General features: G+C 72.6%; 17 protein-coding genes. 6 read left to right on the forward strand and 11 right to left on the reverse strand.

Annotated elements, in window-relative coordinates; all coding sequences use genetic code 11:
- Positions 1-30: 30 nt before the first annotated feature.
- From P1P70_RS20005 to P1P70_RS20015, 3 genes are read right to left on the reverse strand one after another with little or no spacing between them, the layout of a single operon-like run.
- Positions 31-1,314: a sugar ABC transporter substrate-binding protein gene (locus P1P70_RS20005; RefSeq protein ID WP_319239642.1), complete on the reverse strand. Its 1,284-nt coding sequence runs from the start codon at positions 1,312-1,314 to the stop codon at positions 31-33.
- Positions 1,314-2,147: a carbohydrate ABC transporter permease gene (locus P1P70_RS20010; protein WP_319239645.1), complete on the reverse strand. Its 834-nt coding sequence runs from the start codon at positions 2,145-2,147 to the stop codon at positions 1,314-1,316. The genes P1P70_RS20005 and P1P70_RS20010 overlap by 1 nt, the downstream gene beginning before the upstream one ends.
- The gene (locus P1P70_RS20015; protein WP_319239687.1) at positions 2,144-3,091 is read right to left on the reverse strand and encodes a sugar ABC transporter permease; all 948 of its coding nucleotides are present in this window, start codon (positions 3,089-3,091) and stop codon (positions 2,144-2,146) included. Before P1P70_RS20015 ends, P1P70_RS20010 begins: the two co-directional genes overlap by 4 nt.
- Before the next feature lie 144 nt (positions 3,092-3,235).
- Here P1P70_RS20015 and P1P70_RS20020 point away from each other — a divergent pair, with 144 nt between their 5' ends.
- On the forward strand, positions 3,236-4,099 hold the full coding sequence (locus P1P70_RS20020) for an aminoglycoside phosphotransferase family protein (protein ID WP_319239647.1): 864 nt from the start codon (positions 3,236-3,238) through the stop codon (positions 4,097-4,099).
- Positions 4,100-4,177: 78 nt separating this feature from the next.
- Here the strand turns inward: P1P70_RS20020 and P1P70_RS20025 are convergent, their stop codons facing one another.
- From P1P70_RS20025 to P1P70_RS20035, 3 genes are all read right to left on the reverse strand, one after another.
- On the reverse strand, positions 4,178-4,663 hold the full coding sequence (locus P1P70_RS20025) for a GNAT family N-acetyltransferase (RefSeq protein ID WP_319239650.1): 486 nt from the start codon (positions 4,661-4,663) through the stop codon (positions 4,178-4,180).
- Entirely contained in the window at positions 4,660-5,382 is a 723-nt protein-coding gene (locus P1P70_RS20030; RefSeq protein ID WP_319239653.1) for a 3'-5' exonuclease, read from the reverse strand. Before P1P70_RS20030 ends, P1P70_RS20025 begins: the two co-directional genes overlap by 4 nt.
- Before the next feature lie 139 nt (positions 5,383-5,521).
- A complete protein-coding gene (locus P1P70_RS20035; RefSeq protein WP_319239656.1) occupies positions 5,522-6,769 on the reverse strand; it encodes an SAV2148 family HEPN domain-containing protein in 1,248 nt (415 codons plus the stop codon).
- Between the two features lie 328 nt (positions 6,770-7,097).
- Between P1P70_RS20035 and glgX the strand changes: the two genes are divergently transcribed.
- The 3 genes from glgX to P1P70_RS20050 all read left to right on the forward strand — a co-directional run bounded on the left by glgX (position 7,098) and on the right by P1P70_RS20050 (position 13,203).
- Positions 7,098-9,230 (forward strand): glycogen debranching protein GlgX, encoded by a 2,133-nt coding sequence (gene glgX, locus P1P70_RS20040; protein ID WP_319239658.1) that lies wholly within the window; start codon positions 7,098-7,100, stop codon positions 9,228-9,230.
- A 174-nt stretch (positions 9,231-9,404) separates the two neighbouring features.
- Positions 9,405-11,729 carry a malto-oligosyltrehalose synthase gene (gene treY, locus P1P70_RS20045; protein WP_319239661.1) on the forward strand — a complete coding sequence of 775 codons (2,325 nt, stop codon included), beginning with the start codon at positions 9,405-9,407 and terminating at the stop codon, positions 11,727-11,729.
- Positions 11,730-11,949: 220 nt separating this feature from the next.
- A complete protein-coding gene (locus tag P1P70_RS20050; protein ID WP_319239664.1) occupies positions 11,950-13,203 on the forward strand; it encodes a M14 family zinc carboxypeptidase in 1,254 nt (417 codons plus the stop codon).
- 18 nt (positions 13,204-13,221) lie between these two features.
- Here the strand turns inward: P1P70_RS20050 and P1P70_RS20055 are convergent, their stop codons facing one another.
- The 3 genes from P1P70_RS20055 to P1P70_RS20065 all read right to left on the reverse strand — a co-directional run bounded on the left by P1P70_RS20055 (position 13,222) and on the right by P1P70_RS20065 (position 15,813).
- The gene (locus P1P70_RS20055) at positions 13,222-13,632 is read right to left on the reverse strand and encodes an SSI family serine proteinase inhibitor (RefSeq protein ID WP_319239667.1); all 411 of its coding nucleotides are present in this window, start codon (positions 13,630-13,632) and stop codon (positions 13,222-13,224) included.
- A complete protein-coding gene (locus P1P70_RS20060; RefSeq protein WP_413471499.1) occupies positions 13,629-15,059 on the reverse strand; it encodes a M14 family zinc carboxypeptidase in 1,431 nt (476 codons plus the stop codon). Before P1P70_RS20060 ends, P1P70_RS20055 begins: the two co-directional genes overlap by 4 nt.
- 202 nt (positions 15,060-15,261) lie before the next feature.
- Positions 15,262-15,813 carry a DUF1707 and FHA domain-containing protein gene (locus tag P1P70_RS20065; RefSeq protein WP_319239673.1) on the reverse strand — a complete coding sequence of 184 codons (552 nt, stop codon included), beginning with the start codon at positions 15,811-15,813 and terminating at the stop codon, positions 15,262-15,264.
- A 202-nt stretch (positions 15,814-16,015) separates the two neighbouring features.
- Here P1P70_RS20065 and treZ point away from each other — a divergent pair, with 202 nt between their 5' ends.
- Positions 16,016-17,761: a malto-oligosyltrehalose trehalohydrolase gene (treZ, locus tag P1P70_RS20070; protein ID WP_319239676.1), complete on the forward strand. Its 1,746-nt coding sequence runs from the start codon at positions 16,016-16,018 to the stop codon at positions 17,759-17,761.
- 143 nt (positions 17,762-17,904) lie between these two features.
- Here the strand turns inward: treZ and P1P70_RS20075 are convergent, their stop codons facing one another.
- Positions 17,905-18,843 carry an aminoglycoside phosphotransferase family protein gene (locus P1P70_RS20075; RefSeq protein WP_319239679.1) on the reverse strand — a complete coding sequence of 313 codons (939 nt, stop codon included), beginning with the start codon at positions 18,841-18,843 and terminating at the stop codon, positions 17,905-17,907.
- Between the two features lie 98 nt (positions 18,844-18,941).
- On the reverse strand, positions 18,942-20,054 hold the full coding sequence (locus tag P1P70_RS20080; RefSeq protein ID WP_319239682.1) for an aminopeptidase P family protein: 1,113 nt from the start codon (positions 20,052-20,054) through the stop codon (positions 18,942-18,944).
- A 239-nt stretch (positions 20,055-20,293) separates the two neighbouring features.
- On the opposite strand from P1P70_RS20080, the gene P1P70_RS20085 reads away from it, so the two are divergent.
- Complete coding sequence (locus P1P70_RS20085; RefSeq protein ID WP_319239685.1) at positions 20,294-21,049, forward strand: phosphodiesterase; 756 nt, start codon at positions 20,294-20,296, stop codon at positions 21,047-21,049.
- The last annotated feature ends 99 nt before the right edge of the window (positions 21,050-21,148 follow it).

The following is a 21,148-nucleotide window of genomic DNA, read 5'->3' on the forward strand; positions in this document are numbered from 1 at the left end:
CCCGACAACGCACCCCACCCAGACCCCACCTCACCGCTGATAGCGCGCCAGCACCAGGTTCCCGTCGTCCTCCAACCGTTCCCGCAGCTCACCCAGGCCGATCGCACCGCTGTAGTACTCCTGGTACGCGGGTGTGGCGACCTTGTCCTTCCACTCCGGATAACCGCGCACGGACTGCGCGGGCGCCGGCCGGAGATACCCGGCGAGCGCGACCCCCGTGGCCCAGTCGTACTCGGTCGTGCGCAGGGCGGGATCCCGGAGGGCCTCCGTGCCGGTCGGCAGCATCCAGTCGCCGAGGGCGAGGCGGACCATGTTCTCGGGGCGCAGGAGGAAGTCGATGAACGCGGCGGACTCCTCCTTGTGCGGGCTGTCCTCGGCGACGGAGAGGGTCTGCGGGCTGACGCCCTGGGTGAGCCCGCCCGCGCCGACCGGGGCGGGCAGCACCCGCCAGTCGAAGCCCTGCGGGGCCTGCTGGACGATCTGCTGACGGTACGAGAAGCCGAGCGGGACCATCGCGTACCGGCCGCCGAAGAAGCCGGGCAGGGTGTCGGAGCCACCCATACCGAGGGTGGTGGCGGGCGCGCTCCCGTCGCTGTTCACCGCGTCGCGCACGGTCCGCGGCACGACCGCGTCGGACTCCTCGAACCGGACCTCCACCTTGCCGTCCGCGTCCCGGTGGAACAGCTGTCCGCCCGCCGAGAGGGAGAGGTTCAGCGTGGCCGACACCGGTTCCTTCAGCGGCCAGGCCACGCCGTACTTCCCGCCGCCGCTCAGCTCCTTCGCCACCTCGCGGAACTCCGTCCAGGTCCACGGGTCCTCCGGGGTCGGAAGCCGCACCCCCGACTCGCGCAGCCGGTCGGCGTTGGCGATGAGGACCCGGGGCTCCTGGAGGAACGGCACCCCGTAGATCCCCTCGCCGAAGGTCGTCGTCTCCCAGCTGTGCCGCGGGATGTCCGCCCTGAGCCGCTCGGGCAGCAGCTCCCGCAGGTCGGCGAGGTAGCCGCCGTAGGCGAAGTCAGCGAGGTCGTCGGAGGCGTCGTGGATGATGTCCGGCGCCTCACCTCCCTCGAAGGAGGTGAGCAGTTGGTCGTGGACGCTGTCCCAACTCCCCTGGACGTACTCGACCTCGACGCCGGGATGGGCGGCATTCCACTCCCTCACCAGCTCCTTGTTGACGGCGACGGACTCCTCCTGCCAGGCCAGGGACTGGAAGCGGAGGGTGATCCGGCCGTCGTCGGAGGTACCCCAGCCGTCGGTGCAGCCGGCCACGAGGAGGCACAGCAGCAGGGCCGTGACGAGCCGTCGTGCGCGCATCAGTTCTTCACCGCCCCGGCGAGCATGCCGCCCGTGATCCGTTTCTGGATGACCGCGAAGACGACCAGCGAGGGCAGCGTCGCGAGGAACGCGGCGGCGGCCAGCGGGCCGAGGTCGGCCACGCCCTCCGCCCCGATGAAGTGGGTCAGGACGACCGGCAGGGTCTGCTTCTCCGGGGTCTTGAGCAGGACCAGCGCGAAGAAGAACTCGTTCCACGCGGTGATGAACGCGAACAGCGCCGTCGCCACGATGCCCGGCGCCAGCAGCGGCGCCGTCACCGACACCAGGGTGCGCAGCCTCCCGGCCCCGTCGACCGCCGCCGCCTCCTCCAACTCGGCGGGCACCGCCCGCACGTAGCCGACGAGCATCCACAGGGCGAACGGCAGCGCCCACACGACGTACACCATGATCAGTCCGGGCACGGAGTTGATCAGCCGGAGGTTCTTCAGCACCAGGAAGAGCGGGATGATCACCAGCACGAACGGGAACGCCTGGCTGACCACCACCCAGCCGCTCGCCAGCCGCGACAGCGTCGTGCGGTGCCGGGCCATGACGTACGCCATCGGGGTCGCGATCAGTACGGCGACGAGGGCCGCGCCGACCGCCGCGAGGAGCGAATTGAGCGCGGCCTGGAGCAGGGGCTGCTCGTCGAAGGCCTGCCGGAAGTTGGCGAGGGTCGGGTCCTCCGGGATCCAGGTCGGATGGAGGCTGCCCAGTTCACGGGCCGGTTTGAAGGCGGTGGAAAGCAGCCAGAGGAAGGGGAACGCGAGGAAGACGAGATACGCGACGAGGGCCAGGTACTGACCGGCGCGCGCCGCCCTGCCGCTCTTCATGCGTCGCCACCCCGCCGCAGTCGGCCCACCAGCACGAACGCCAGGACGGTCGAGATCACCGCGACCATCACGCATCCCATCGCCGCCGCGTACCCGAACTGCCCGTAGCGGAAGGCCTCCTCGTAGGCGAAGAGCATCGGCAGACGGGTACGGCCGCCCGGTCCGCCGTTGGTCAGGACGTACACCAGGGCGAAGGAGTTGAAGTTCCAGATCAGGTTGAGGGCCGAGATGGCGAGGGCGATGGGTCTGATGGCGGGCCAGGTGACCGTGCGGAAGCGGCGCCAGGCGCCCGCGCCGTCCATCGCGGCGGCCTCGTGCAGCTCGCGCGGGGTGTTCTGCAACCCGGCGAGCAGCGCGACGGTCGTCTGCGGCATGCCCGCCCAGACCCCGACCAGTACGACGGCGGGGAGCGCGGTGGCCAGTCCGCTCAGCCAGTCGCGGCCGTCGCCCAGGCCCAGGTCGCGGAGGGTCTCGTTGAGGATGCCCGCGTCGGGGTTGTAGACGAGCCGCCACATGATGCCGACGACCACCTCGGGCATCGCCCAGGGGATGATCGCCAGTGCCCGGGCCAGCCAGCGCAGCCGCAGGGGCTGGTTCAGGAGCAGAGCGAGGCCGAGGGCCAGCAGGAACTGCGGGACGGTGACCCCGACCGCCCACAGTAGGCCGATGCGGAACGACTCCCAGAAGAGGGTGTCGTGCAGCAGGTCCTGGAAGTTGAGGGTGCCGATCCACCGGGTGGGCGCGGTCCTGCCGGACTGGGCGTCCGTGAACGCCAGCGCGATCCCGTACAGCAGCGGTCCGACGCTCAGCACCAGGATGGGGATCAGCGCGGGCAGCACCAGGAACCAGGCGCCGTGATCGATCAGGCGCCGGTCCCGACCGTCCGCCGGGGTGCGCCGCTTGGCCGGTCGCGGGCGTTGCGGCTTCGCGGTCGCCAAGGTCATGTCCGTCATGGTGCTGAGGGTGTGACAGGGCGTCAAGGCACCGCGCACACGGTCCGACCTGTGCGAATGCGAGACTGACCCGTGGATGGCGTGAACCTGACGCTACGAGCGCGGCATCGGCGGTAGGGAACATGGAGGCGACGGATGGACGAGGCACGGGCCCGGAACGTACTGGTCGCGGCCGGTGTGCTGCCCGGTGCGGCCGGGGAGGCGCGGCTGCTCGCCCTGGGCGAGAACGCGGTCTTCGCCGCCGGTGACCTGGTGGTCAAGGTGGGTCGCGACGCCGAACTCCTCGACCGGGCCCGGCGCGAGGTGCGCATCGCCGACTGGCTGACCGGGCAGGGCGTCCCGGCGGTGCGGGCCGCCGAGCCGGAGGCCCTGCTGGTGGAGGGACACCCGGTGACGGTGTGGCACCGTCTGCCCGATCCCGTACGCCCCGCCGAGCCACGCGATTTGGCCGAACTCCTACGGCTGGTCCACAGCCTCCCCTCCCCTGGCTTCGTCCTGCCCCGCCGTGACCTGCTGGGCGGTGTGGAGCGCTGGCTGCGCCTCGCCGGTGACGCGATCGACCCGGCGGACGCGGCCTGTCTCCGTGCGCGCCGGGACGGCTTCGCGGCGGCCGCGGCCGCCCTCGCCCCGCGCCTGCCCCGGGGCCCGATCCACGGCGACGCGCTCCCCCGCAACGTCCACATCGGCCCGGACGGCCCGGTCCTCGTCGACCTGGAGACCTTCTCCGGCGACCTCCGCGAACACGACCTCGTCGTCATGGCCCTCTCCCACGACCGCTACGGCCTGCCGACGCGGGACTACGACGCCTTCACGGCCACGTACGGCTGGGACGTACGGGAGTGGGACGGCTGCTCGGTGCTGCGGGGTGCCCGTGAGACGGCCAGCTGCGCCTGGGTCGCCCAGCACGCGCCGACCAACCGCGCGGCACAGGCCGAGTTCGAACGCCGGGTCGCCTCGCTGCGGGACGGCGACGAGACGGTCCGCTGGTACCCGTTCTGATCCGCTGGTACCCGTTCCTATCCGCGCGGTGCCTGTTCCTATCCGCGCGGTGCCCGTTCCTATCCGCGCGGTGCCGCCTCAGGCGCCCCGGAGTATGAGCGTCACTTCGTCGATCTCGGCGTCCCGGGCCCGGGCGAATCCCCGGTCGTGGCCGGTGACGACGAAGCCGCACTTGTCCAGGACCCGGATCGAGCCGGTGTTGTCCGCCGCCGCGTAGGCGTGCAGGGGACGGTTCGGCACGAGGTCGAGCAGGGCGGTGAGGGCGGCCGTGGCGATGCCTCGGCCCCAGTGGGCGCGGTCGATCCAGTAGGTGACCTCGCGTTCGTCCGGTGGGCCGAAGACCGCGATCGAGCCGACGGCCTCGCCGTCGGCGACCACGGTGCGGTTCAGCACCTCGGGGTCGGCGCGGAGCTTCGCCCAGTGGCTGTCGAAGAGCGCCCGGTCGTACTGGTACTCCCCGGTGAAGGCGGCGGTCCGCTGTGCCTCGGGATCGGACCAGTGCCTCCAGAACAACGGCAGGTCGCTGTCGCGTACTTCGCGGAGGGAGATCGCTGTCGCGGTCATACCGTTTCGTCCTCCAGTTCGCGCAGCGGCCAGATCGCGTCCACGACCGCTTCCGGGTTGCCCTTGCGGCGGAGGAAGGCCTGGAAGTCGGTGGCCCACTCCGCGTACCACTCGATCTGGCGGCGGTGCAGCTCGGCCGGGCCGAGGGCGGCGACCTTCGGGTGGCGCTCGGCTATCGCGCGGGCGAGGCGGGCGGCGGCCAGGGCGTCGGCGGAGGCGTTGTGCGCGGCGTCCAGCGGGACGCCGTACTCACCGCAGACCGCTTCGAGGTTGCGTTTGCCCCGGCGGTAGCGGTCGACGGAGCGGTCGATCGTGTACGGGTCGATGACGGGCGCCGGGTCGAGGCCGCCGAGCCGGTCGCGCAGGGACGGCAGGGCGTGCCGGCGCAGCTCGGCGGAGAGCAGGGTCAGATCGAAGGCCGCGTTGTACGCCACGACCGGGACGCCCGTCTTCCAGTAGGAGACGAGGACGTCGGCGATGGCGTCGGCGACCCGGTCGGCGGGTCTGCCCTCCGCCGTCGCACGGGCGTTGGTGATGCCGTGCACCGCCACCGCCTCCTCCGGGATCTCCATACCCGGGTCGGCGAGCCATTCCCGGTGTCCGACCGGCTCCCCGTCCTTGACCTCGATCACCGCGCCCGTGACGATGCGCGCCTCGCGCGGGTCCGTCCCGGTGGTCTCCAGGTCGAAGCCGATCAGCAGCTGCCGGTGCCAACCCATGCTGGCCCCCCTTCTTGGTGGTGCTTTCCCCCAGTGACCACCACCATCGCATGGGCCACTGACAACCCGAGGGCCGCATTCCGCTTCGCCGCGCCCCGGGGAGGCGGGCACCGTGTCGCGGCACCCCGCGCGGCCCCCTTCACGACACCGGTCGGGAGTCCGCCCACGCCACTTCGAACTCCTCGCGGTATGTATCGAAAAGGCCGACTTCACCGTTCTCGTCCGCCTTGAGGACCCGGTTGCCGCCGCGCAGGACGAGGACCGGCGCCTCCATGCCCCGGGTGCGCCGCAGATAGGTCTGGACGACCGCGACACCGTCCGAGCCGTCGCCGTCGACGAGGTACGCGGTGAAGCGCGGGGTCTCGTCGAAGACCTGGATCTCGAAGGCACCGGGGTCGCGCAGCCGCGAGCGGACCCGGCGCATATGGAGGATGTTCATCTCCACGGCACGGCTCAACTCGCCTCGTTTTATACCGAGTTCGCGTTCGCGCCGCTTCACCGCACTGGAGGCGGGGCTGAGGAAGAGCAGCCGCACCCGGCAGCCGGACTCGGCGAGCCGCACGAGCCGCCGCCCGGAGAAGTTCTGCACGAGGAGGTTCAGGCCTATGCCGATGGCGTCGAGGCGGCGGGCCCCGCCGAAGAGGTCCTCGGCGGGGAACTGCCGCAGCAGCCGCACGCGGTCGGGGTGGACACCGACGACGTCCGCGTACCGGTCGCCGACGAGGTCCTCGACCGCGTCGACGGGCAGCCGTCGCGCGGAGGGCACGTCGCTGCCGGCGCCCAGGATCTCCAGCAGCTTCGCGGAGGCGCGCTCGGCCTGGGCGAGGACGGCCTCGGACAGGGCCCGGTTGCGGGAGACGACGTTGCGGGTGACCTCCAGCTCGTCCAGGGCCAGTTCCACGTCGCGCCGCTCGTCGACGTAGGGCTCGAAGCAGGGCCAGTGCTGCACCATCAGCTCGCGCAGCTGGGGCAGGGTGAGGAAGCTCAGGGTGTTGTCGTCGGCGGGGTCGAGCAGATAGCCCTTGCGTCGGCTGACCTCGCGGACCGCGACGGCCCGCTGCACCCACTCCTGTCCGGCGGGTCCGGCGGCGGCGACCACCCAGTCGTCGCCGTGGACGGGCTCGTAGATGGGCCGCAGCACGGCGGCCACCACGGCGCGCAGCCGCTGTTCGACGAGGTTCAGCCAGATGTAGGCGCGGCCGGCCCGCTGGGCGCGCGTACGCACTTCGAGCCAGGCGTCGGCGTTCCAGTCCAGTTCCGGGCCGATCGAGCCCCGCTCCATCGGCCGTGCCAGGGACACCGCGCCGGGTGGGACATCCGTGGGGTCCCCCTCGTGACCCGTGTCGCCCGCGTCACCAGGAGGCAACTCCAGCCCTCCCGAGCCCACCCACGCACCGCCTTCCGCTCCCCCGAGCTCACCCCTACGCAACGATCAAGGAAGGGTACTCCGGTAGCGGGTGACGATACAGCCGGATGGACAGGTCGTTTCTCAACTACCGCACGTGACTTGCCTGTTCCGGGGCGCTACCGCGCGGGGAGTGAGCCGATTCATAGCGATCGGGCCGCCGGGACCCGAGACCGGTGGCCCTCGGGGCGTCACGATGTGTCCACCGCTGGGCAGGAGGGACGTATGTCCTAGGAGGTTGCATCAGTTTGGGGGAGACTCCCCCCGGAGTCGCCCCCAGCGGCGCGCGACAACTGGAAGAGTCGTATCCATGCAGGTCTGGCCTGGACAGGCGTATCCGCTCGGCGCCACGTACGACGGCGCCGGTACCAACTTCGCGGTCTTCTCGGAGGCCGCGCACCGAGTAGAGCTGTGTCTGCTGGACGACGACGGCTCCGAGACGGCGGTGGAACTGCGCGAGACGGACGCGTTCGTGCGGCACGCGTACCTGCCCGGCGTGATGCCGGGGCAACGGTACGGCTTCCGTGTGCACGGCCCGTACGCACCGGAGCGGGGGCTGCGCTGCAACTCCGCGAAGCTGCTGCTCGACCCGTACGCACGTGCCATCAGCGGCTCGGTCACGTGGGGGGAGGAGGTGTACGGCTACCACTTCGACGCGCCCGAGAAGCGCAACGACCTCGACTCGGCACCGCACATGATGACCTCGGTCGTGGTCAACCCGTACTTCGACTGGGGCGACGACCGCCGCCCCCGCACCGAGTACCACCACACGGTGATCTACGAGGCCCACGTGAAGGGCCTCACCATGCGGCACCCGGGGCTGCCCGAGGAGCTGCGCGGCACCTACGCGGCGCTCGCCCACCCGGCGATCATCGAGCACCTGACCGAACTGGGGGTCACGGCGCTGGAGCTGATGCCCGTGCACCAGTTCGTGAACGACCACCGGCTGGCCGACATGGGCCTGAGCAACTACTGGGGCTACAACACCATCGGCTTCTTCGCCCCGCACAACGCCTACGCCTCCTGGGGCGACCGGGGTCAGCAGGTGCTGGAGTTCAAGTCGGCGGTCCGGGCCCTGCACGAGGCCGGGATCGAGGTCATCCTCGACGTGGTCTACAACCACACCGCCGAGGGCAACCACCTGGGACCCACGCTCTCCTTCAAGGGCCTCGACAACCCCTCCTACTACCGGCTGACGGACGACCCGCGCTACTACATGGACACGACCGGCACGGGCAACTCCCTGCTCATGCGGTCCCCGCACGTGCTGCAGCTGATCATGGACTCGTTGCGGTACTGGGTCACCGAGATGCACGTCGACGGGTTCCGCTTCGACCTCGCGGCGACCCTGGCCCGGCAGTTCCACGAGGTGGACCGGCTGTCGTCGTTCTTCGACCTCGTCCAGCAGGACCCGGTGGTCTCCCAGGTGAAGCTGATCGCCGAGCCCTGGGACGTCGGCGAGGGCGGCTACCAGGTGGGGAACTTCCCCCCGCTGTGGACCGAGTGGAACGGCAAGTACCGGGACACGGTACGGGACCTGTGGCGGGGCGAACCCCGTACGCTCGCGGAGTTCGCGTCCCGGCTGACCGGCTCCTCCGACCTCTACCAGGACGACGGGCGGCGCCCGCTGGCCTCCATCAACTTCGTGACGTGCCACGACGGGTTCACGATGCGGGACCTCGTCTCCTACAACGAGAAGCACAACGCGGCCAACGGCGAGGACAACCGGGACGGCGAGAGCCACAACCGGTCCTGGAACTGCGGGGCCGAGGGCGAGACGGACGACCCCGACGTGACGGCGCTGCGGGTCCGGCAGATGCGCAACCTCATCGCGACGCTGATGCTGTCGCAGGGCGTGCCGATGCTCAGCCACGGCGACGAGTTCGCGCGGACCCAGGGCGGCAACAACAACGCGTACTGCCAGGACAACGAGGTGTCCTGGGTGCCGTGGCCCTCCGGTGAGGAGGAGGGGGACGAGGGTGCGCCGTTCGGCGATCTCCTGGAGTTCACTCGGGCGATGGTGTGGCTGCGGAGGGACCATCCGGTCTTCCGGCGGCGGCGGTTCTTCCACGGACGGCCGGTGGAGGGTACGCACGACGAGCTGTCGGACATCGCGTGGTTCACGCCCGAGGGGCGGGAGATGGTGCAGCGGGACTGGGACTCGTCACAGGCGGGGGCGCTGAGCGTGTTCCTGAACGGGAACGCGATCTCCGAGCCGGGGGCGCGGGGGGAGCGGATCAGCGACGACTCGTTCCTGTTGATGGTCAACGCGGGGGCGCTGCCGCTGGAGTTCGTGGTGCCGGTGAACCATGGGCCGCAGTGGCAGATGGTGGTGGACACGGGGCGGGAGGACGCGGTGCCGGTGGACGGGGTGAAGGTGGCGGCCGGGGAGCGGGTGGAGTTGGTGGACCGGAGTCTGGTGGTGTTCCGGAGGCCTGCGTAGGGCTGCGGGATGCGCCGTACGGAGGCGTTGTGCGTTGCGGGGTGCCGGTTGTGTGTGGCTGGTCGCGCCCACGCGGCGGAGCCGCACATTGATACAGCCCCGCGCCCCTGAAAAGCAGGGCGTCCTCGCGTGTCAGGGTGCTCCAAATGCCGTGTCGCGGGTACGTAGGAACCCATGACCTCTGTCGTGCCTAGCGCCACCTATCGGCTTCAGCTTCAGCCCGGGTTTCCCTTCTCCGCCGCCTCGGACGCCGTGCCCTACATCGCCTCGCTCGGTGTCTCCCATCTGCACCTCTCCCCCGTCCTGGAGGCCGTGCCCGGGTCGTCGCACGGGTACGACGTGGTCGATCCCGGGCGGGTGCGGGAGGAGCTGGGGGGCGAGGCGGGACTGCGGGAACTGGCGCGGACCGCTCGGGAACACGGCCTCGGGCTTGTCCTGGACATCGTCCCCAACCACATGGCCATGGCGCCCCGGCACAACCGGGCGCTGTGGGAGGTGCTGCGGGAGGGGCCGGAATCGACGTACGCGCGGTGGTTCGACATCGACTGGGAGGCACAGGGCGGCCGGGTGCTGCTGCCGGTGCTCGGCGGGCCGCTGGGCGCGGAGATCGAGCAGTTCGTGGTGGACGGGCGGGAGCTGAGGTACTACGACCACGCCTTCCCGCTGCGGGAGGGCACCGAGAAGCTGCCGTTGCCGCAACTGCTGGACGCGCAGTGGTACCGGCCGGTGTGGTGGCGGCTGGCCCGAACGGAGCTGAACTACCGGCGTTTCTTCAGCATCTCGGAGCTGATCGGGGTGCGGGTCGAGGAGCCGGACGTCTTCGACGCGACCCATGCGAAGGTCCTCCAGCTGCTGGACGAGGGTGTCGTCGACGGGCTGCGGGTCGACCACCCCGACGGGCTCGCCGATCCGGACGCCTATCTGCGGCGGCTGCACCAGGCGACCGGCGGGCGGTGGACCGTCGTCGAGAAGATCCTTGCCGACGGGGAGGCGCTGCCCGGGGCCTGGCCGGTCGCGGGGACCACCGGCTACGACGCGCTGCGGCACGTCGACGGCCTGTTCACCGATGCGGCGGGGGCCGGCGAACTGCTGGGACAGTACCGGCGGTTCACGGCCGCGCAGTCCGACCGGGGCGGCGAGTGGGACGCGACCGTGCGGCGGGCCGCGTACCGCGTCCTCACGCACGAACTGGTCGCGGAGGTGGAACGGCTCACCCGGGTGGCGCACCGGTTGTGCGAGCGCTCCCCCGACCTCTCCCTGCGCGACCAGGCGCCGTGGGCGCTGCGCACCGCGCTGTGCGAGCTGCTCGCACGGATGGAGGTGTACCGGCCGTACGCCTCCGAGGACGCCTCCCTCGTCGTCACCGAGGAGGCCGCGGCCGAGGCGCGCGCGCTGTTCGTGGTGCCCGAGGAGGCCCGGTCGGTGGACGCCGTACGGGACCTGGTGCTGGACCGGGGGGACGGGCCGGACCAGGTGGAGTTCCGGGCGCGGTTCGCGCAGACCTCGTCGGCGCTGCGGGCGAAGTCGGTGGAGGACACCTCGTTCTACCGCTATGTGCCGCTGCTGTCGGCGAACGAGGTGGGCGGCGATCCGGGGAGTCCGGCCGTGTCGCCCCGGGACTTCCACGCCTACTGCGCGCGGGTGCAGCGCGACTGGCCGGCCACGGGGACCGTGCTGTCGACCCACGACACCAAGCGCAGCGCTGACGTACGGGCGGCGATCGCGGTGCTCGCGCAGTGCCCGGGGCGGTGGGCCGAACTGCTGTCGGAGGTGACGCGGGACGGCGCGGGAGTGCCGGATCCGCAGCTGGCGTGGGCGGCCTGGCAGACGGCGTTCGGGCTCGGCCCCGCCGCCGAGGAACGGCTTCAGGGGGCCCTGCTGAAGCATGTGCGGGAGGCCGGGCTGCACACGTCCTGGACCGAGCAGAACCCGGCCTACGAGCAGGAGGTGGCCGAGTTCGTCGCGCGGGGGCCGGCCCTGGACACCCGGGTCGCCGCGCTGCGCGAGGAGTTGGCGCCCCATGTGCGGGCGAACGTGCTGGGCGCGGCCTTGGTGCAGCTGACGATGCCGGGGGTGCCGGACGTGTACCAGGGGACGGAGGCCGAGTACCGGGCCCTGGTGGACCCGGACAACCGAACGGCCTTCGCCGCGCACGAGGAGGGGGCGGAGAAGTTCCGGCTGACCGAGGCGGCGCTGCGGCTGCGCGGGCGGCGGCCGGAGGTGTTCGGGGAGGCGGCGACGTACGCGCCGCTGGCGGTGGAAGGAGAGGGCGCCGGGCACTGTGTGGCCTTCGCACGCTCCGGCGAGGTGGTCACGGCGGTGACCCGGTTGTCGCTGCGGCTGGCACGGGCGGGGGGCTGGGGTGACACCCGGCTGACGCTGCCCGAGGGGCGGTGGGCCGAAGTGCTGGGTGGTGAGCAGGAGTTCACGGGTGAGGTGCGGGTGGCGGAGCTCTTCGACGCCCTGCCGGTCACGCTGCTGGAGCGGGTCGGCGCGTGACTCGCGTACCGGGCGGCGGTGGCCCCGTACTCTGTGGTGGTGAATCCCGTACCCGGCGGTGGTGAATTCCGTGCGGGGTAGCGGTGAACCGCGAACCAGGTGACGGTGAATGCCACTGGGCGCCCCTGGGAGCCGCCCCTGTCGTGCGGGGACACTGGGTACGTCCCCCGCTCGGCCCGGCCGGGCGTGCGGACTCCGGTGCCAGGCGGACGGGACGGGGGTGGGTCTGCTGTCGGAGCTCGGTTATCCCACGGTGCCTGAACTGGAGTCGGCCGCGAGAACCCTGACGGCCCGTCGGCCGAGGCTGTGCGCACTGCGCGGCATCGGCTTCTCGCGGGCCGGCCGCCCGCTGCGCCTGTTGTCCGTGGGGCACGCCAGACGCGCCGTCCTGGTCGTCGCGGGTGCCCACGCCAATGAGCCGACCGGCGGCTCCACCGTACTGGCCCTGGCCGAACGGGTGGCACGGGAACGGGAGTTGCGATCCGGGGTGTCCTGGCACTTCGTGCTCTGCGCGGACCCGGACGGGGCGAGCCTGCACACCACCCCCCTTCCGCGCACGCTCCTCGACTACCACCTCGGGTTCTTCCGGCCGGCCGGCCCCGAGCAGCCGGAGTGGTCGCCGTCCGTGCTGCCGCCGGACCGGCTGCCGCCGGAGACGTACGCGCTGATGGGTGTGCTGGACGAGCTGCGGCCCTACCTCCAGGTGACCCTGCACGGCACCGATCTGGGCGGCAGCTGGGTGCAGTTGACGAAGGACGTGCCGGGGCTCGCCGAGCCGTTCGCCAAGTCCGCGGCCGAGTTGGGCATACCGGTGGAGAGGGGCGCGTCCGACGCCGCCGGCTGGCCCGTGTCCGGGCCCGGGGTGTTCGTGATGCCGAGGCCCGGCGGCCTCGCGGCGTACCCGAGCATGCCGGACGACGCCCGGCACAGCACCTGGTACCACGCCCACCGGTACGGCGGTCTGACGGCGGTCGTCGAGGTGCCGATGTGGGCGAGCGACCTGGTGGACGACACCACCCCGCATCCGGCCCCGGCGGCGGCGCTGCGGCACCTGGCCCGGCGGCTGCTGACGGACGCGGGCCGGGTGGAGCGGGTCCTCGCCGAGGCGCTGCCCCGGCTGCCGGGCCCCGAGGGGCCGCTGTTGCGGGCCGCCCGGTGGGCGCTGGCGCTGGTGCCGGGGCTGGCCCGGGACTGGCGGGACGGGCCGCCGCCGGATCTGTCGACGGCGTACGTGGGCAGTGTGGACGCGTTCGGGCGGCGGCTTCCGCTGCGGGCGGCGGCGATGCTGCTGCGTGTGCTGAGGGAGGCCGACGACCCGGGGGCGCCGCTCCTGGAAGGGCTCGTCGCCGAGTGGTGCGAGTCCTTCACCGAGCGGTTCCGTGCGCGCTGGGTGCCGGTGGGCGACCAGGTCGAGCATCAGGTGCGGACGGTGTTGGCGGCCGCGGCGTACGCGCGGGGGGATGCGGGGACTTGAGGGCGCCCGGTGCGACCGTCAGTCCGACAGGGCGAACACCGCCCCTGTCCGGGCCGACATCACGCACGCGTTGGCGAAGGTCTGTTCGTAGGTGACCTGGCGGCCGCTCCACCGGCCCTCCGCCGTGGCGCGTACGGGGGCGTAGATCTCGGTGCAGACGGTGTCGCGGTGGGGGATGCGGGCGATGTCGCCGTCGGTCCGGCCGAGTTCCGCGCAGGCCTCGGCGGCACGGCCGTGGCCCTGGGGCGGGTCGCAGAGGAGGAGGGTGCCGCGGGTGTCCGAGGAGCGGGCGTCGTCGCCCCGGGTGAGGGTGACGTAGAGCCAGTCGCTCTGGACGGCGGTCGTCGGGTCGGGGGCCGAGGCGCCGAGGGTGAGGAGGGCGAGGGCGGCGAGCAGGCAGCCGCGTACCGCGTGGGTGGGTTTCGTCATTCCCGGTGCATCGGCACGGCGGGCTCGGAACTCCATCCCTGCTCACCCGAATGGGAATCCGGTCGGGAGTCCGCAGAGGCGTCCGCACGCGAACCCGTACGGGAGTCCGCAGAGGAGCCCGCACGGGAATCAGCTCGGGAGTTCGGGCAGGGCGTCGCCTGCGGGGCGGGCCCCGGCAGCTGCGGGCGCCCGGCCGCCAGTTCGAACGCGGCGAGGACCACACGGGCCTGGTACTCCGCCTGGCGGGCCACGGGGATCCAGCGGGCCCCGTAGCCGTCGCGGTAGTCGGCGCACCATGCGTCGATCAGGCGGTCCAGTCCGGGCAGCGCGCCGGCCGGGTCGTGTCCGGCGCGGGTCACCAGCTGGTGCAGCAGTCCGGCGGTGCGCAGGGCGACCCGGCGGCCGGAGAGGGCGAGCGTGGTGAGCCGGGCGGTGTCGAGCGGGGGCAGCGGCCGGGCGGTGGTGTGGACGTCGGGGTCCCACGCGTCCGCGAGACCCGGACCGACCAGGACGTAGTCGTCGACCGGGGCGAGGAGCCGGGCCGCGTCCGGGGTGCCGCTCACCGAGGGGCGGACGCGGGCGAGGAGGTCCTCCAGGAGGCGGGTGTCCTGGCGCAGGGCACTGCTGACGGTGCGCAGCACGGCGTCGGCGTCGGGCGCCGGGGAGTCGTCCTCGACGGCGGCCACGCCCCACATCGGCGCCTCGACGACGGCGGTGACCGTGCCGTGGCGGTGCGGGTGGAACCAGGTGGACTCGACGGCCGCCTCGGTCATGGCGGCGGCCAGGTCGCCCCGGCGCGGGGGCGGGATGCGGTAGACGGCGGGGCCGAGGCAGGGCCAGTACAGGGTGTCGTACGGTCTCAGCTCGCGCGGGATGCCGAGGCGGGCGGCGATGCGGGCGACCCGCTCGGCGAGGCCCGGCAGTTCCCGGGTCAGTTCGACGAATCCGCCGCCGACGTCGACGCCGTGCAGTGAGCACTGGAAGAAGGGCCGCAGTTCGTCCTGGAGGCCGAGCAGGGTGCGGGTCTCCGGCAGCGCGGCCCGGGCAGCGCCGTCGGGCAGCCACTCGGGCTGTTCCAGGAAGCCGGGGCGGAAGAAGTGCCGGAAGTGGTGGCCGAGGGTGTACGGGCCGCGGAGCCAGCCCTCGTTGCGGCGGGAGCCGTCGGGGTCGAGGCTCAGCAACAGGTTCCAGGTGGTGTCGGCGGCGTCGCTCAACCGGGGGTCGGCCAGGGCCCGTTCGGCGAGCCGGAGGACGGTGGCGCCGCCCACGGGCTCGTTGGCGTGGGGGCCGGCGACGATCAGGGTGTGGCGACTGCCGTGCCCGACGGAGAGCAGCCACATCGGGGTGCCCGCCCGTGAGGTGCCCACGCGGCGCAGTCGGGCGCGGTGCGGATGTCGGGAGACGAGGGCCGCGGCGCGGGCGGACAACTCGTCCACGGTCGGGTAGCGGAGGAGTGGCGGCAGGGCACACCTCCACGAATGTGGTGCCGTCGGTTCACCTGGTGTGCATGGTGTAAGCACAGTCAGTCATGGCCGAGAACGTACGTCAACACCCTGGAACGGAAGGGAAGTTGACAAACTCGCTGCGTAAATCCCAGGCCAGAGCTTTGCCGTGGGGTCGGTCACAAGGTCATTCGGAGGAGAGGCGGAAGACCATACGGCCGAAACTCACCTGGTCGCCGTCGCGGACGACGGCCGCGCCGATCACCCGACGGCCGTTGACGGTGGTGCCGTTGGTGGAGCCGAGGTCGCGCAGGATCCACATGCCGCCCTGCCGGCTCAGCTCGGCGTGCACCCGGGAGACCGTCTCGTGGCTGAGCCGGAGCCCGTTCGCCGGGTCGCGGCCTATGCGCAGGGCGTGGCCGCCCGCCGGGTGCGGCAGCTGGAGCTTGGGCAGCCGCTCGGCCTGCCAGGCCCGGCGCAGCTTCACACCGAAACCGGAGACGGCGCCCACGGTGCCGAGCACCAGCCGGGACCAGCGGTTCTCGACGGGCAGGTCGGCGGTGAGCGCGGCGAGTTCGTCGGAGCGGCGGGCGGTGAGGGCCAGCTCCATCCGCCGGATGAACGTGTCGTGCGACAGGCGGCCCAGCGCGACGCCGTCACGGAGCACCCTCAGCGCGCGGTCGCGCTCCGCGTCCGACAGCCGCGCGGGGTACGTGTGGAACTCGAAGGACGACGTCACGCGTGTGATTGTCGGTCAGCGAGGCGGGAGGTGTCCAGACAACCCGTAAACGGTGACCATCCGCGGACATGCGGGAGCACGGTACGACTCGCGCGGTGAAAAGCACCGATCCGAGCGCGCGTCGATCTCGTTTGCCGCACGATGGACGAGCAACCCCCTGACTACCCAGGACCACGACCGGCAGCCGAGGGAGAACCGTTCCGTGCAGTTCGAGGTGTGGGCACCGCAGGCCGACCGTCTGACCCTCCACCGGGCGGGCGCCACGCACGCCATGGAGCGTGATCCGGAGCGGCCGGGCTGGTGGACCACCGAGGCGGAGGCTGAGGACGGCACACGGTACGGATTCGCCGTCGCCGACGGCCCGGTGCGCCCCGATCCCCGCTCGCGGCGCCAGCCGGACGGCCCCGACGGGTTGAGCGCGGTCGTCGACCAGGGCCGGTACACCTGGCGGGCGGAGTGGCCCGGGCGCGGGCTGCCGGGTGCGGTCCTCTACGAGCTGCACGTCGGCACGTACACGCCCGAGGGCACCCTGGACGCGGCGGCCGAACGCCTCGGCCACCTCGTCGAACTGGGCGTCACGCACGTCGAGTTGATGCCGCTGTGCCCCTTCCCCGGGACGCACGGCTGGGGTTACGAGGGCGTCTCGCTGTGGGCCGTGCACGAACCGTACGGCGGTCCCGAGGCGCTGAAGCGGTTCGTGGACGCGGCACACGGGCTGGGCCTCGGCGTGGTGCTCGACGTCGTGCACAACCATCTGGGGCCCTCCGGCAACTACCTCCCCGTCTTCGGGCCGTACTTCACCGAGCGGCACCACACGCCGTGGGGTGCCGCGGTCAATCTGGACGCGCCCGGCTCGGACGAGGTGCGGGCGTACTTCCTGGAGAGCGCGCTCGCCTGGCTGCGCGACTACCGCCTCGACGGGCTGCGGCTGGACGCCGTGCACGCGCTCAAGGACACCCGTGCCCTGCACTTCCTGGAAGAACTGTCGACGGCGGTGGACGCGCTCGCCGAGGACGTGCGCCGGCCGCTGTTCCTGATCGCCGAGTCGGACCTCAACGACCCACGGCTCATCACCCCGCGCGCACAGGGCGGACTGGGCCTGCACGCCCAGTGGAACGACGACTTCCACCACACCCTGCACACCACGCTGACCGGCGAGTCCCAGGGCTACTACGCGGACTTCGCGCACGCCGGTCCGGCAGGCCTGGCGAAGACCCTCACGGGCGGCTTCTTCCACGACGGCACGTACTCGTCCTTCAGGGAGCGCCGCCACGGCCGCCCCCTGGACCGTACGCGCGTCTCCGCGCACCGTCTGCTGGGCTACACCCAGACCCACGACCAGATCGGCAACCGCGCCCAGGGCGACCGGCTCGCGGCGACCCTCTCCCCCGGCCTGCTGGCCTGCGCGGCGGCGCTCGTCCTCACCGGCCCCTTCACGCCCATGCTCTTCATGGGCGAGGAGTGGGCCGCGTCCACGCCGTGGCAGTTCTTCACCGACCACACCGATCCGGAGCTCGCGGAGGCCGTACGGCGGGGCCGGCGCCGGGAGTTCGCGGAGCACGGCTGGGCCGAGGAGGACGTCCCCGACCCCCAGGACCCCGCGACCCGCGACCGCTCCTGCCTCGACTGGTCCGAGCCCGCGCGTGAGCCCCACGCCCGGATGCTGGCCTGGTACCGCAGTCTCACCGCCCTGCGCCACTCCCTCCCCGACCTCTCCGACCCCGACCTCTCCGACGTCAAGGTGGCCTTCGACGAGGAGACCCGCTGGTTCGGCTTCCGCCGGGGCGACGTCCTCGTGGCACTGAACCTGGGCAAGGAGACGGCGACCATCCCGGTGGGGGTGCCGCACGCCCGCGTGCTGGCGTCCTGGGATCCGGTGGAGGCTCCGGGGGCCGACGGGGTACTGACGCTCACCGGGGAGTCGTGCGCGGTCCTGACGGACGCGTGACAGTCACCCGTCGCCGGGGGGCCGCAGGCCCCTCAGGGGCGCGGGGAACTGCGCGCTCAGCCACACGCGGCCCGCAGCCGCCGCACGACGCGCACCCCCGAGCCCTTGGGCGCCCCTGACCCCTCACCCGCCCGCGCCGTTCCTCAATCCTCACCCCGCAGATCCGTCACCCGCTCCAGCAGAATCGGCTCCCAGCTCCGCCGCAGACGGTCACGGAGAACCGGCAGCGGCACGGCACCCCGCCCCCGCAGACCATCGGCAAGGTGGACGACCGTGTCGCAGCGAGCCAGCCAGAGCCCCCGCAGACAGGGCCGCGCACCATACCCGGCCAGCGTCGCCGCGCGCACCGCGGCCGGTGAACCGACGGCCGCGGCGAGCCCGGCGATGTCCTCGGCGGGGTCGCCTACGGCCGCGTCGCTCCAGCCGAGCACCCCCCGGACCCGACCGTCGGCGCTGACGACGAGGTGGTCCCCGGTCAGCCCGCGGTGGACCAGTACGGCCGCCGGCGCCATCAGCTGCGCCGCCGTCGCCGACGTCAGCTGTTCGAGTCGCGCCGCGTCGAACTCGTCGGCCTCGGCGAGGTCCCGCGCCGCCCGTGCCGCGGCCGCGCGCAGTGCCTCCAGCGGACGGGGGGCCGGCCGCGGCACCCCGAGCGCCTCGGCCTGCCGCGGCGGCACCTCGCGCAGCCCCGTGAGGAGCGCCGCCAGATCGGCCTCGCCCACGGCGGACACCTCGTGCTCCTCGGCCGTGCCCCCGGCCAGCCGTGTGTCGAGCGTGTAGGTGAGTCCGCCGGACCACTCGCCGTGCGCGACGCTCACCGGGACGGCGACGCCGACGTGCGGACGGACCAGGTCCCGCAGCCGCAGTTCGCGTCGTTGCCGCCCGACGCCGTGCCGGTCGGTCGCGAGGCGCAGGACGTGGCGGGTGCCGACCCACCAGGTGCCGTGCGTGTCGTCCCCGGCGACGGGCCGCACATCGGGACCGCCGCCGCCCTTGCCGCCGGGCCTGCCCTCCCCGTTCTTCAGCAGGGAACGGACCAGCCGGCGGACGCTGTCCGCGGTGGGTGTCGGTGCCTGGGTCATGGTCGCGCCGTCGTCCGGTTCGGGGATCTTTCGGGGATCTGAGGAGGGGAAACGAGCTGGAGGTGGGAGGCGGGGACCGACAGCGGGGTGGCGGTCGGTCAGTCGACTATGGCCATCTCCCGTGGGGTGTTGTTGAGGCGCCGGCCGCCGTCCTCCGTGACCGTCACGATGTCCTCGATACGGACGCCGAAACGGCCCGGCAGATAGACACCGGGCTCGACCGAGAAGCACATGCCGGGCACCAGGGGCCGTTCCTCCCCCTCGATCATGTACGGCGGCTCGTGGGTGGTGACGCCGATGCCGTGCCCGGTGCGGTGGATGAAGCGGTCGCCGTACCCGGCCTCGGTGATGACCGCGCGGGCGGCCCGGTCGACGTCCTGGCAGGCAGCGCCGGGGCGCACGGCGCGGAACCCCGCCTCCTGGGCGGCCCGGACGAGGTCGTGCACCTCGCGCTCCTCGGCGGTCGGTTCGCCGACGTGGACCGTACGGGAGGTGTCGGAGCCGTAGCCGTCCTTGAGTCCGCCGAAGTCGAGGACGACCATGTCGCCGTGCCCGATGACCCGGTCGCCCGCCTCGTGGTGGGGGTTGGCGCCGTTCGGGCCCGAGGCGACGATGGTGAAGTCCACCTGGGAGTGCCCGAAGCGCCGCAGCAGATCGGCGAGGTCGGCGGCGACGTCGGCCTCACGGCGCCCGGCGAAGGGCACCTGCCGGATCTCCTCGTACGCCCGGTCGGCCGCCGCGCCCGCCGCCGCCATCCGCGCCAGCTCGGCCGCGTCCTTCACGGCCCGGAGCATGGGCAGTGTCTCGGTGAGCGCCACGAACGTCGTGCCCGGCAGCCGGCGCTGCAGCGCCAGCAGGTGCAGGGCCCAGGCGTTGTCGCTGACGCCGAAGCGACCGCGGGGGCCGAGGACGGAGACGGCCGCCTCGTAGGGGTCCTTGCCGTCGGTCCAGTCGCGCAGGGTCAGCGCGGGTCCTCCGGGTGCCCCGGCGGCGTCGGGGGCCTCCAGGGTGGGCACCACCAGCACCGGGTCCTCGCCGTCGCGCAGCACCAGCATCGTCAGCCGCTCGGTCTCGGGCGGCCGGTGCCCCGTCAGCCACACCAGGTCCGGGCCGGGCGCGACCAGCAGCCCGTCGAGCCCGGCGTCCGCCGCGGCCCGCGCCGCGCGCCGCATCCGGGCCCGGTGGTCGTCGGTACTGAGAGCGGCGCTCATCCATGCCTCCGTGTGCTCGGAGTTCCCTGGGACTACGGGCAGCATCCTGCCCCTCCGCCGCAGCACACGCGAGCCGATTGGCGCGTGGCGTCAACTGTCGTACCGGCCCGTGCGTTGCGCACCACCGCCGAGCCTTCTCCTCCCACCACTGCTAATGCTTGCGTGTTGCTTCTCCATTAGAACTAATGCTTGTATTCGAGCGTTCCATTAAGGCAACGCCCCGAAGGAGGCGTACGACGATGCTCGTACTCGCGCACATCAGTGATCTGCATCTGGACGGGAGCGACCGGGCCACCCGGCGGGCCGAGCGGGTACGGGATCTGCTGTGGGGGCTGCCGGGGAGAGTGGACGCACTGCTGGTGACCGGGGACATCGCGGACCACGGCACGGAGGCCGAGTACGAGGAGGCGGCCCGCCTGCTGGGGCTGCGCGAGGACGGGGCGCCCTTCCCGGTGCTGACCTGCCCGGGCAACCACGACAGCCGGGCGCCCTACCGCAAGGCGCTGCTCGGGGAGCCGCCCGCCGACGGGCCGGTCAACGGCGTGCACGTGTTCGCGGACGCGGCCGTCCTGATGTGCGACTCCAGCATCCCGGGCCAGGACGAGGGCGAACTGGACGCGCACACCTACGCCTGGATCGAGGAGACGCTGGACGGACTCGACGGCGACCGGCCCGTCCTGCTCGCCTTCCACCACCCGCCGGTGGCGCTCCACCACCCGCTGCCGGACCGCTACCGGCTGGGCCAGCCCGCGAAACTCGGCCGCCTGCTGGAACGTCGGCCGGAGATCGCGGGGATCGTCACCGGGCACGCCCACACGCCGGCCGCGACCACCTTCGCCGGGCGTCCGCTGGTCGTCGGCCCCGGGGTCACCTGGACGCTGCGGCTGCCCTGGGAGGGGGACGCGGTCGCGGACCGGGAGGCGCCGCCCGGGTTCGCGTTCCACGTCCTGGACGACGAGGGGCGGCTGACCAGCCATTTCAGGGTGGCCGTGTAGGGGGTGTCGAGGGCGCTCAGGTCACGACGCCCGGTACGGCGACCAGGTGCCGCCGAGTGCCGTTCGCGTGGCGCACGAGGACTTTCAGAGCCACCCCGG

Source organism: Streptomyces sp. MB09-02B (genome assembly GCF_033794485.1).
In the GTDB taxonomy this organism is placed as follows: domain Bacteria; phylum Actinomycetota; class Actinomycetes; order Streptomycetales; family Streptomycetaceae; genus Streptomyces.

What these genes read in the sequence shown, in the direction of transcription:
- P1P70_RS20005 (WP_319239642.1), bottom strand. Translation starts at nt 1,314, where the DNA reads ATGCGCGCACGACGGCTCGTCACGGCCCTGCTGCTGTGCCTCCTCGTG.
- P1P70_RS20010 (WP_319239645.1), bottom strand. Translation starts at nt 2,147, where the DNA reads ATGAAGAGCGGCAGGGCGGCGCGCGCCGGTCAGTACCTGGCCCTCGTC.
- P1P70_RS20015 (WP_319239687.1), bottom strand. Translation starts at nt 3,091, where the DNA reads ATGACCTTGGCGACCGCGAAGCCGCAACGCCCGCGACCGGCCAAGCGG.
- P1P70_RS20020 (WP_319239647.1), top strand. Translation starts at nt 3,236, where the DNA reads ATGGACGAGGCACGGGCCCGGAACGTACTGGTCGCGGCCGGTGTGCTG.
- P1P70_RS20025 (WP_319239650.1), bottom strand. Translation starts at nt 4,663, where the DNA reads ATGACCGCGACAGCGATCTCCCTCCGCGAAGTACGCGACAGCGACCTG.
- P1P70_RS20030 (WP_319239653.1), bottom strand. Translation starts at nt 5,382, where the DNA reads ATGGGTTGGCACCGGCAGCTGCTGATCGGCTTCGACCTGGAGACCACC.
- glgX (WP_319239658.1), top strand. Translation starts at nt 7,098, where the DNA reads ATGCAGGTCTGGCCTGGACAGGCGTATCCGCTCGGCGCCACGTACGAC.
- treY (WP_319239661.1), top strand. Translation starts at nt 9,405, where the DNA reads ATGACCTCTGTCGTGCCTAGCGCCACCTATCGGCTTCAGCTTCAGCCC.
- P1P70_RS20055 (WP_319239667.1), bottom strand. Translation starts at nt 13,632, where the DNA reads ATGACGAAACCCACCCACGCGGTACGCGGCTGCCTGCTCGCCGCCCTC.
- P1P70_RS20075 (WP_319239679.1), bottom strand. Translation starts at nt 18,843, where the DNA reads ATGACCCAGGCACCGACACCCACCGCGGACAGCGTCCGCCGGCTGGTC.
- P1P70_RS20080 (WP_319239682.1), bottom strand. Translation starts at nt 20,054, where the DNA reads ATGAGCGCCGCTCTCAGTACCGACGACCACCGGGCCCGGATGCGGCGC.
- P1P70_RS20085 (WP_319239685.1), top strand. Translation starts at nt 20,294, where the DNA reads ATGCTCGTACTCGCGCACATCAGTGATCTGCATCTGGACGGGAGCGAC.